Here is a 10,758-nt window from a genome sequence, read left to right on the forward strand (position 1 = left end):
TGTTGTCGCCGGACCGGGTGGCGTCGGCGGACCGCTGATAGGGACCCGGCCACCGTTCGGGGTAGGTCTCTTCGTAACGTGGCTGCCGGCAGTCCGACGCTCTGACCCGCGGCCGAGCCCATGATGGACTCGCGGGGAGGCGAGGCGTACACGACGAGTACGGCGTGTTCCTGGGCCTGGACGTCGGCAAGAGCGATCACCATGCGGTCGCGCTGGACCCGGCGGGCAAGCGGCTGCACGACGCACCGCTGCCGAACACCGAGGCCGGGCCGCGCAAACTGTCCGACAAACTCGGCCGGCACGGCCGGATCCTGGCGGTGGTCGACCAGCCCGCCTCGATCGGCGCCCTGCCGGTCGCGGTCGCCCGGGCATGGGGGCATCAGGTCGGCTATCTGCCCGGTCTGGTCATGCGGCGGCTCGCCGACCTGCACCCGGGCACGGCCAAAACCGATGCCCGCGACGCCTACGTGATCGCCGATGCGGCACGCACGTTGCCTCACACGCTGCGCCGCATCGACGCCGGCGATGACACCCTCGCCGAGCTGGAGATGCTGGTCGGCTACGACGACGACCTCGCCGGCGAGTCACGCGCATCGCTGACCGGATCCGCGGACTGCTCACCCAGATCCACCCACCACTGGAACGCGTGCTCAGCCCGAAAGTGCAGCATCCCGCCGTCCTCGAAGCGCTGTCGCGGTGTGGTGGACCAGCCGGGCTGCGTAAAGCCGGCCGGTCGAAACTCGCCGAGATCGTCAAACCCCGGGCTCCGCGGATGGGCGTTCGCCTGGTTGAAGAGGTCTTCGCCGCCCTTGATGCTCAGACGTTGCCGGTGGTTACCGGACCAATGGCCCGATCAAGATCTCATCAGATCGCCGCTCAGTTCTTGAGTAAGTCATCCATGAGCTGATCGATGAGACTTTCCTCGTAAGCGGCGTAACCGGACTCGATCATCACCTCGTGCAGGTCTGGATCCCATGCAGTTGCAGGCAGGGCCGCCGTATCCAGTCGGGTCCGTCCGTGCGTCGGGCTGGTGAGGCTACTCAGGTAATCGGCCGCCTTCATCCGCCAGGGGACCGCCGAAGGAATGCCGGCGAGCAGGGAGGCCACGTGTTGCAGTCCGGCCTGATCGAAGTCGGCGCGGACGGCTACCTCCCAGCCGGCGTCGGCGAGCCCTCCAATGGCATCAATCTCCAGTGCGGACGGTGTGCCCACCGTGCACAGCAGCCGCACCGGTGCGCCGTTGCTGAGATCCGCGGCGGCGGTTACGACCGACGGATTCTCGGTGACAAACACCCGGACGCCGGATTGCGGGGCTTCGGGCCAGGCGCAGCGGGCCAGCTCGCGCGGCGGAATGGTGACGACCGTGCCGACGGGCAGGGACCAGCCGGCCGGGTGGATGCCGAGGGCGAGCAACCCGCCGGTGAGGTCGTCGCAGTCGATGCCGGCGGCGGCCCAGGCGGCACGCGGTGGCAGCCCGGCAGGGATGCGACCGGTCGCGGTGAGGATGGCCAGGACGAGTCCGGGCAGGGTGCCGTTGTCCAGCGCGTGTGGGAAGCCAGTGATGGAGTCGGCCAACCGCCGCCGGTCAAGCCGTCCACCAGATGCCGGTAAGGCGGCGATGGTAGCCGCGGCTTGGTCAACGATCTGTTCGGGGTTATCGGCGGCCAGCAGCCTTGCGGCCCAGCCGGCTCGGTGCAGCGCAGGCCAGAATTCGCGTTCGGTGTCGATGACATTGAGGGTGTGGTGTCGCAGGCGGTCGAGTGCGTCGCGGCGTTCGGCGTTGCCCCGGATCCGTTCGCCGAGGCTGCGGCCGGCGGTGTGGGCGGCGAGCATGCCGGGCGTCAGGCGCGGATCGTGAGCCTGCAGCCGGGCGGTGAGCGCGCTCAGATCCACTCTGATGGTTTGCCCGGCTCGCGGTGTACGGCCGCCCACCAGGCCGGTGACGGCGGCTCGTTGCGTGGCGTCGGCCGGGGCGGTTACCGCGGCGGTGCCGGTAACCAGGTCCTGGTCGCCGCGCCGGTCGCCGACGTCGGCGAGCCGTTGCCAGAGCCAGTCCAGGTTCTCACCGCGCAGGGCCGCGTCGTCGACGCCAGTGCAGTCGCGGGTGCACCAGGGACATCGCGACGTCATGCTGGGTCCTCGGGCAGCCGGTGGAGTCCGCGGACGAGCATCGGGAAGGCGACCACGGTGGTGTCGGGGCCGGCTTCGAGGTCCCAGGCGTCGATGCCGTCCCACGCGCCGGGTGCGCCGTCCCACAGGTAGCTGGTGCAGATCAGGTCGAGGTCGAGTTCGGCGAGGTAGCGGGCGAGGCCTTCACGGCCGCGTTCGTCGACCTCGGCGGGAACTTCGTCCAGGGCGGTCAGCCGCAGTCCGGTCGGGCCGAGCTGGTCGTAGTAGGCGGCGACGGCGGCGAGCATGGGGGCCAGGACGACGAGTCGGCGTTCGCCGCCGGACAGTCCGGTCTTGGAGGTCCAGCGGTGTGCTTGGCCGTCGGGGCGCACGATTTCGTAGGAGATGTCGAGCCACTGCCGGACGTCGATGGCATGGGTGAGTTGTTCGGCCATGGTCGCTCCGGGCGCTGCCGCGATGAGGGCTTGCAGGGCTTCGCCGACTTCGGTTTGTTCGGCGGCGGTGAGGGTGGTGCGGGTGCAGGCGAGGCGGTGCACGGTGGCTTCGGCGGCGGTGAGGTCCTTGGACAGGGAGCGGGCGATGCGGACGCCGACGCCGGAGGACGCGGAGGCGTTGCGCATTTTGCGGTTGACGGCCTGGACCCAGTCCTCGATGTGGACCCACGCGGTTCCGATGGCCAGGGGCAGGCGGCCGATCACGAAGTCGCGTAGTGCTGATTCCTCGGCGCGGTTGAGGGCTTGCTGGGCGCGGTCGCGTAGTTGTCGGCCGGCGTCGGCGGCGTCCGGCGGGGCGTAGCCGATGCTGTCGTGGGTGAGCAGGTAGGTGTCGAGGGTTTCGACGGTGTCGCCGGGGTCTAGGGTCCACAGGCCGGCCAGTTCGGTGCGGCACGTGTCGTAGCGTTCGCGGAGCAGACGTTGACTGATGGTGCGTTTCCCGGCGACGGCGGATCCGAGCGCATCGATCAGATCGTCTTGGTCCGGCCGGACTGACAGCAGCGCCGACACTCCGTTGACGTCGAGCAGGACGCGGAGCCGGCGCAGTGCTGCCGCCAAGGGCGGACCGGCGTCTTCGATGCGTTGTTCGGCCCGTCGTTTCTCGAAGCCGAGTTCGCGGACGAGATTGTCTGCTTCGGTCACGGCTTTCGCCGCAGCGCCCAGCCGTCCCTCGAGGTTGTCGCGGCGGCCTCTGGCTTCGGCATGCTGGGCCAGGGCGGTCGCGGCGTCGAGGCCGACCGCGCGGACCAAGGCTTGGTGCTCGGCGGCCAGCCGGGTGGCGCGCTCGACGATGACGGTGGCCTCAGCGTGCTGACGGTTCAGCCGTTCGTTGTTTTCGGTGTCCTCGGCGGCGGTGGCGGCGAGCCGGTCCAGCCGTGGCAGCACGCGTTCCTGGAGTTTTTTGGCCTTGGCGTCGAGTTCGCGGGCGCGGTGTTCGCCGTCGGCGCGCAGCTGTTGCAGCTCGATGATGCCGATCGGTAGATGGCGTGTCCGGGTTCGTTGTTCCCAGGCGAGGCGCAACGCTTCTGCGGTCTCGGTGAGCTGGGCGGCGAGTTCGGCCGCGGTGTCGGCGGCCTGGCGGGTTTCGGTGGCCCGAGTGGCGGCAGCGGCGCGGATCGCCTCGGCCCGGCTGGCGGCGGTGCTTTTCGGGAAGTCGCTGAGTGCCGCCTGCACGCGGCCGGCGTCGCCCCGGAGGCGTTGAGCGGTCTGGTGGTGTTCGGTGGCCTGTGCATCGAGGCCGGTCGCCTCGACGTCGAGGGCGTCGGCGCGGGCGAGGGCGGCGGCGCGCCGCTGGGCTGCGCCGACGTGCTCGGCGTTAGCCAGCTGCGGTGGCCGGCCTTGCAAGGGGCCGGCGGTGTAGGTGCCGTCGCGGCCGATGACCAGGCCGGCCGACGGTGTGCTGGTGTCGTGCAGGGCGACGCGGTGCAGTACCTGTTCAGCGATCCGGGCCTGGGGATGGTCCGGGTCGATGATCAGCACGCTGGCGAGGTTCGGGGTGACAGGTTCGCCGGTCGAATCGACTTGCCACCTGTCGGTTCGTACGTCGTCGGAGTGCAGTGCCGCGCCGAGCAAGCCGCTGGCGGCCAGGGCGGTCTCGATCAAAGCGCGCTCGGCGGGGCTGATGACGGCCGGGTGCCAGTCGACCGCGTCAGCGAAGGCGTGGCCGTCGGGTGCCGGACCGGCCCACTCGGGTCGGGGGACGGGCAGCAGCTTGCCTGCACGCAGGGTACGTGCTTCGGCGCGCAGTTCCTCGGCAGCCGTGGTCAGACGAGTCGCCTCCGTGCCGGCGAGCGTGGCGCGGTGCTTCAGGTCCGCAACGGCGGCTGCGCCGGCTTGTCGGACGGTGTGGGCGATGCCGTCGATGCCGGTGAGGATTTGGGCGGGTTCGTCGGCGCCGAGAAGGTCGGCGTCGTCGGGGTGCCATCCGGCGCCGACCAGGACTGCAAGTTCGTGATTGTCGGCGTACCAGGTGTCGATGGCATCGGCCAGGTCGCGCAGCGCCTGCTGCGCTTTCGCGGTTTCGGCGGACAGCTGCCGCTGAGCGGACTCGGCCGCCACCCGGGCGCGGGCGGCGACGGGCGCTTGCTCGGCGGCTTCGCGTTCGGCGTTATCGGTCTCGCGCCGGTCGGTCAGCGCGAGCCCGGCGTCGTTGCCGCTGCGGCGGTGACCGGTGGCGAGTTCGCGCCACAGGGCGGCGAGCGTCGCGGCTCGCGCCGGCTCGGCCCGGATGACGGCGGTCGGGCCGGCGTCGAGAGATGTCTCGTCGAGGTGGAAAGCCGCCCGTGGGGTGCTGGTGCAGGTCAGCAGCGGATGGTCTGGAGTGGCGCGGTTGTCGACGGCGGCGGCTTCGCCGACCAGGTCATTGAGGTCGGCGGTGATCTCGGCGGCCGTGGCCCGCAGGTTCTGCGCGCGGGACCTGCTTGCGGCCACCGACTCGGCGAACTTGGATCGTTCGGCGGCTGCGGCACGGTTTTCGGCGTCGACCCGTTTCTGCATGTCCGCGAGCCGACCGGCCGCCTGATAAGAGTCGGATTCCTCCAGCGCACGAATCCTCACGTCGAGCTCGTCGGCCTGACGTTTGAACTCTTTCTCCCCGGCCACCGCACGCTCGTGGTCCCCGATCGCTGCCTGCACGTTGCGGGCTACCCGGGCCAGGTTGCGTTCGGCGTCGCGGACGGCGCGCTGCGCCGACGTGGCGGCGGTGTGGGCGCCGCCGACGACGTCGATGACGTGTCCGGCCCACGCCTCGGCGAAACGTTCGAGTGCGGCGGCAGCGTCGCGGTCACGTTGGAACGCGGCCCGGGTCGCCTCGGACTCGGCGAGAGCCTCGGCGGTGGCCGTGACCACTTCATCCGATACACCGGGCAGCGCTTCCCGCAGCGCATCCGCGGCGGCCTTGGGGGACACGTCGCCGAGCAGGCTGGGATTGCGCACCGCACGCACCCGGTTGGCGAGTTCAATCAGCGGTCGGTCAGCGGTCCGCCAAATATGTGTCGCGAGGTGAGCGACGTAGGAGTCCTCGTCATCGAACACGGTGCCATCGGCTGCGGCGATGGTGTCGCCGAACTGCTCGTTCGACAGTGCCGCCCGGTTCGAGCCGTAAAGATCAAAGTCCTTCAGCGGTACGCCCGCAGCGGTGAACGGCATAACTCGGACCGCCGGTGAGCCGCTCTCGCTGAACAGCAGCCGCACACCGTAGGAGCGGACGCCGTCACCGCCCGGCGCTGCGAAGGTCAGCCAGAGATATCCGCAGCGGCGACGGTGACCGTCGGCGCCCTCACGCATCAGCAGTGCCAATGAAGTCGGCCGTGCTTTGCCGGCCGCCAGCCGCTGCGCGTTGAGGTCCAGCAGGTACGGCCAGAGGGCTTCCAGGGCGGTGGTCTTACCGGTGCCGTTCGGGCCGCGCAGCAACAGCCGTCCACTGGGTGCGGTCAGGAGCAGATCGCCGTAGCGCCACACGTTCGACAAGCCGGCGCCGACCAGCCGCCACCGGGTGGTGAATCGCTCCGGATGCCCGGCCGGGGCGATCAGGTCGTCGCCGAACAGCGACAGCTCGTCAGCCGAGGCCATGGGTGCCCTTGCGTGCTTGGTCGCGCCGTGGCTCGCGGGGCCGCTCCCAGCGGCCCGCCGGCGGGGCGAACCACCACATGCCGGTTTCGACACGCAGGAGGTTCACGCCGGCGAGCAGCGCCGCTACTTCGACTGCCAGCCCGGCCGGTGCGGCAACGTGTTCGGCGGCCCAGCCTTGCCCGGCGTATTTCGCGGCTAAGGTCGTCAGGTGGCGCAGCACGTCGTGGTCGGCGATGCCGCGCCAGCCGGGGCGTTCGGCAGCGACCATCCCGTCGGACTCGGCGAGGTCGCAGAGCAGCACCGCGGCGTGGGCGACGGTGCCGCCGCCGGGGAAGGGCCGGTCGCCCAACGCGTCGCGGGAGCGGAACGCGTCGGCCGGCACCACGAACGCGGCACCCTCGGCCCGGCGTTCCAGGTGCAGCCCGAAAGCCTCGGCCAAGGGCAGGCCATCGTCGCCGCGAACCCGGCGTGACAGCCAGTCGGCCTCGTCGGGGTCCAAGTCGATGGCGTAGACGGCGGTGTCGTCGACGAGTTTGCGGCGCATGCGCCGCGCCGGGTCGCTCTCCCGTGCGACCTGATGCAACCAGCCCGCCGGATCGGTGACCGGGTCGGCCGTACCGAAGTTCGCGATTACGTGCACCAGACGATGGTGGTGCACCGCCAGCAGCACCGGCGGGTCATCCTCGCGCAGCAGGAGGTTGAGGTCCCCGTCGAGGCTCTCCACGACGCCGCGCTGTTCCAGAAGCTTGACGGCGGCCAGGATCGCGTACCGCTGTGCCATGTCGTCGGCCGCCGAGATTTCAGCCTCGGCCGCCGCGCTGCGTGCGGCGGCGATCAGCTGTCCGATACTCACCCGCGGTGGCAGGGACTCGGCGGCGGCGACCAGCAGGAAGAACCATGAACTGCACAAGGGCGTAGGCCCGGTCGCGGCCCAGGCGTCACGGCGAACCGGGGGAGACTTCCGCAGCCGAACGAAGTCCCGCTCGACAACCAGGACCCAGCCCAGCCGACCGAGCACCTCGCGGATCGCGGCCTCGTTGCGGCGTACGGCTGCGATCCCCACGTCGTCGCGGCCGGCGACCAGCCACGGCTGGACCATGAGCTGCCGCAGCACCATCGCCGTCTCGGCAGCGGTCTCCGGGGCATCGGTCCGGCGTTGCCGCCACGCCTTCGCACCGGTCGTCATGCCGCCCCCGGAATCTGCTCGAGCCTGGCCGAGGCGCGGCGCGCCGGGTCAGGACGGGTCGGCTGGGGCGCGCTGACCCACTGGCCCGGCAGGTGAAAGACGGGAACACGCCCGGGGAGGATGACCCGCCAGGTCGGCGCGGCCAGTAACCCGTTGTCGAGACCGGTGTGGAACAGCGTGCAGGCGAGTCCATCGCGGGTGCCGGTCCGCCGGTCGTTCGTGCCGGGCACGAGCCCGGTCCGGACCGCGGTCATCAGCGCGGCCAAAGCCACCTGCGCGGCACGCACCGACAACACGCCGCCCGGCGCTCCGCTGAGGATCTCCTCGATCGCCGCCGCATGCTCGGCCATCCGCTGCTGCCGAGCCGCCTGCACCGCCGCCCGTGCGGCGGCGTCGTCGCGGGCCGCCGGGGCACGCCCGCGAGCGCCGGTGCGGCCGGTGGTACGCAGCAACTCGGGCAGCTCGACCAACGGGCCGGAACGCCATCCCGGGTTGGTGGACAGGTCGGCGTCGTCGGCTTCCCCGTACAGCTTGCGCCACGGATGATCCCCGGTGGCCGCTTGCAGGATCGCCGTGCCGTACCGGGGATCAAGGCACGCCTTGGCCAAGAGCAATGCCCGTGCCCGGCCTGTTGCGTACCCGGCTGAGCTGTGCAGACGGCGAAGGTTGGCGTGCATTCCGGGCAACGCGCGGACCAACCGCAACGCGAACCGGCTCGACCGTCCGGTGTGCGGGTCGCACCAGGCCGCCAGCCCGTCCCAGTCGGCGACCCGGCCACCCTTGGACGCGGTGAGCGCCCCGCGCTCAATCAGTGCCCGGGCCTGCGACTGAGCCACCGCGATCTCGGCGAGGACGCTGAAGTGCGGTCGCAGCAGCCGGTTCAGCACATCGTGGGCGCGTTGGGCGCCGCGTTCGAGCTCACCGGCGACGTGGGTGGCGTAGTCGACCAGCAATCCTTTGAGTTCCGCGGTCGCATCCCGGTCGAGGTCGAACCGGTCGGCCAGGCCGGACAGGCTGTCCTCCGCGCCGACCAGGGATGCGTCGAGATCGTCGTGGGCGGTGAACAGCCGCCCGATGAGCTCCGCGGCCTTGCCGTCATCGCGGCGGGGCAGGGCCAGCTCGTGGGCCAATTGTTCGATCGATTCGACGATCCGAGCCAGGCTCGGTAGCGGAATCTCCCGCATCGTCGGGGTCGCGGCCAGCACAGATGTGTAGAAGCGGTGCACTTGCCGGCCGGCCGGGGTGGCCGTCCACCGCCAGTTGCGCGCCAGAATGTCGGCATGCCGCCGGATCCTCGAAGGATCCGCTCGCCCGGTAGCCGCCGTCCAATCCTTCAGTTTGTCCAGTCGTGCCTGAACCACGCCCTCGGGCATGACCGGCCCATCGGCGGAGACCAAGAGCGCAACCTCGGCGGGGGTCAAGTCGGTCACCGACGACTCGAGTACCGACATGATCCGGATGTAGTCGTCCGAGCCTGGCGCCACCAGGTACGCCATCGCCCGCCGAGAGTCGGTGACCTCAACGTCAAAGTTCGGCGAATCGTCGCCGTCCGGACCGGTGACGTGTCTTGCCTTGGTCGCCAACTTGGTAGGCCCTCCCCAGACGCCTTGTCGGCACAGGACACGAGAGTAGCCGCAGTCTATGTCCTTACGTAACTGCACGCTCACCGGGTGTTCGCGCGGACTCGGCGAGCCCGCACGGTTCCGAAACCATGGCGAGGGCTCCGCCAAGCAGCGAGAGAACCACCTACCGTGGCCGACGATGTGCTGGAGTTCAGTCGGCCGTTGGTGGCGCTGAGTGCTGGTCGTCCGGGCGAGCCGAGGGCCTAGTCAAGATCGCAGGAGCCGAGTGCCAGGCATCGCCGTGGAGGTCCTTGATTGGTTGCTTGTGGCGGATCGGTGTGCGCCCATCTCCTCTCAGAGTTGTTCCACCAAGCCGGCGCTGGGCGCACACGGCCGATAGACCTGGCCAGGATCGGCTGGATCCGGCCGGCGCCCCGGCCGCGACGATAACTATTACAGTCGCATTCGTGAGCGCAGATCAGGGCCTTGTCCAGGTGTCCGATTCATTCGGCGTACGCCGTACCCGAGCCGGATCGATCCTCGCGGATGACGGGACGAACTATCAGGTCAAGTGGGACGACACCGATGAGGAAGAGCTTGTCCCACGGGGCGCCGGCGTTCACGTCGCGACGAGGGGTTCGCTGCGTTTCCTGGCTCTGTCCGACTCGCGGCTGTTTCACGCTGTCTTCGCCCAAGAGCCCCTCGCGGTGGTTCTCCACCTGCTGGCCGAGTCGCCGGTCCCGCTGAAGGTGCGAGAGATCCGGGAGCGTCTGGCCGAGCTGGGTCTCCGGAACGAGACCTGGGCCCGGCACGGGCCCCGCGCGCTGGCGGTTCTGCCCAAGTGGCCAAATGTCGCCAGACGGCAGAAGGGCGACATTCTGGCCTACGCCTGGGTGGGGGACGACCTTCCCGAACTCCCGTCGGAGGCCGAGCCTGAACCGGAGCCGGCACCTACGCCCGCGCCTGTGTCGAAGGCCGCCCCTTCTCCTGCCAAGCCGATCGCGGCTGCGACACCGGCCGAACCGGCGGTGCCGTCCGCCGAGCGCCTTCGGCGCCAGATGAGCGCCGCGCGGAGCCTCGGCGAGGTCGCTCGCCTGCTCACGCTCCCGAGAGAGTTCGTGGCCGAGTTGTCACCGGAGGTGGTCGCCTCCGCGCTCCGCCGGGTCGCCGCTGAGGACCGGCTGGTCGCGGGCTGGCTCGACGCCCTGACCGCCTCCGGGCCGATCGGTGCGCTGACCGAGGAACTGGCTACGGCCCGGGCGGCGAACGCCGCACTCCAGAGCCGGGTCGACGAACTGGAGGAGTGGTGGACGGCCCTTGAGCAGAGCACCGATCCGGGCGCCGCAAGCCGTCAGCCGGGTAGCTGAGGAGTTTCTGGTGCGCCGGCTCGGAAGTGCGCAGGTGGGGCGATCCGCACCGCCTTGTATCTTCCCTCGCTAGAACACGCCGATCTTTGTCCCCGCTGGCGCGATACGGAAGTCGCTGGAGACCTGTGCGATGCCAGCGCCGCTAGGGCGCCCGTGGCGCTGGCTGCCAGAAGGATGCCGCACCACGCCGGTCCAGCACGCCGGCACCGTGTGCTGGTCTGGTTCCGCTTACCGCGCCAGGGCCGCGAAAGTGTCGGCCACCCACTCGGCGATGAAGGTGCTGACGTGAGGGAGATGGTCGAGGCCGATGTGTTGGGTGGCGCCTTCCTCGGGGGTGAAGACTTCGAAAAGCTGAGCTTCCCCGCTCTGATGGAGCGGTGGTTACCTGCCTCCGGTTGGGGCAGGTTATCTGGCTCGGTTTGGGCGTGCCAGGCGGTCTCGTTAAAGAA

At 70.2% G+C, this 10,758-nt stretch carries 5 protein-coding genes and 1 pseudogene; 2 read left to right on the plus strand and 4 right to left on the minus strand.

Features of this window, described 5'->3' with window-relative positions; genetic code table 11:
* Positions 1-101 precede the first annotated feature (101 nt).
* Positions 102-850, plus strand: a pseudogene (locus Ade02nite_RS47850) (IS110 family transposase); the annotation flags it as partial.
* 26 nt (positions 851-876) lie between these two features.
* On the opposite strand, the gene Ade02nite_RS47855 reads toward Ade02nite_RS47850, so the two are convergent.
* Genes Ade02nite_RS47855 through Ade02nite_RS47870 form a run of 4 tightly spaced genes read right to left on the minus strand, consistent with a single transcriptional unit; the run spans position 877 to position 8,963 of the window.
* Entirely contained in the window at positions 877-2,130 is a 1,254-nt protein-coding gene (locus tag Ade02nite_RS47855; RefSeq protein WP_203778106.1) for a DUF2399 domain-containing protein, read from the minus strand.
* Positions 2,127-6,194 carry an SbcC/MukB-like Walker B domain-containing protein gene (locus Ade02nite_RS47860; RefSeq protein ID WP_203778107.1) on the minus strand — a complete coding sequence of 1,356 codons (4,068 nt, stop codon included), beginning with the start codon at positions 6,192-6,194 and terminating at the stop codon, positions 2,127-2,129. Before Ade02nite_RS47860 ends, Ade02nite_RS47855 begins: the two co-directional genes overlap by 4 nt.
* On the minus strand, positions 6,181-7,380 hold the full coding sequence (locus Ade02nite_RS47865; RefSeq protein ID WP_203778108.1) for a DUF2398 family protein: 1,200 nt from the start codon (positions 7,378-7,380) through the stop codon (positions 6,181-6,183). Before Ade02nite_RS47865 ends, Ade02nite_RS47860 begins: the two co-directional genes overlap by 14 nt.
* Positions 7,377-8,963, minus strand: a complete 1,587-nt coding sequence (locus tag Ade02nite_RS47870) for a DUF2397 domain-containing protein (protein WP_203778109.1) — start codon at positions 8,961-8,963, stop codon at positions 7,377-7,379. Before Ade02nite_RS47870 ends, Ade02nite_RS47865 begins: the two co-directional genes overlap by 4 nt.
* Positions 8,964-9,409: 446 nt before the next feature.
* Between Ade02nite_RS47870 and Ade02nite_RS47875 the strand changes: the two genes are divergently transcribed.
* Positions 9,410-10,309, plus strand: coding sequence for a hypothetical protein (locus Ade02nite_RS47875; RefSeq protein ID WP_203778110.1), 900 nt, complete (start codon positions 9,410-9,412; stop codon positions 10,307-10,309).
* Positions 10,310-10,758: the final 449 nt, after the last annotated feature.

This window comes from Paractinoplanes deccanensis (assembly GCF_016862115.1).
GTDB classification, from domain to species: Bacteria; Actinomycetota; Actinomycetes; order Mycobacteriales; family Micromonosporaceae; genus Actinoplanes; species Actinoplanes deccanensis.

What these genes read in the sequence shown, in the direction of transcription:
- Ade02nite_RS47855 (WP_203778106.1), bottom strand. Translation starts at nt 2,130, where the DNA reads ATGACGTCGCGATGTCCCTGGTGCACCCGCGACTGCACTGGCGTCGAC.
- Ade02nite_RS47860 (WP_203778107.1), bottom strand. Translation starts at nt 6,194, where the DNA reads ATGGCCTCGGCTGACGAGCTGTCGCTGTTCGGCGACGACCTGATCGCC.
- Ade02nite_RS47865 (WP_203778108.1), bottom strand. Translation starts at nt 7,380, where the DNA reads ATGACGACCGGTGCGAAGGCGTGGCGGCAACGCCGGACCGATGCCCCG.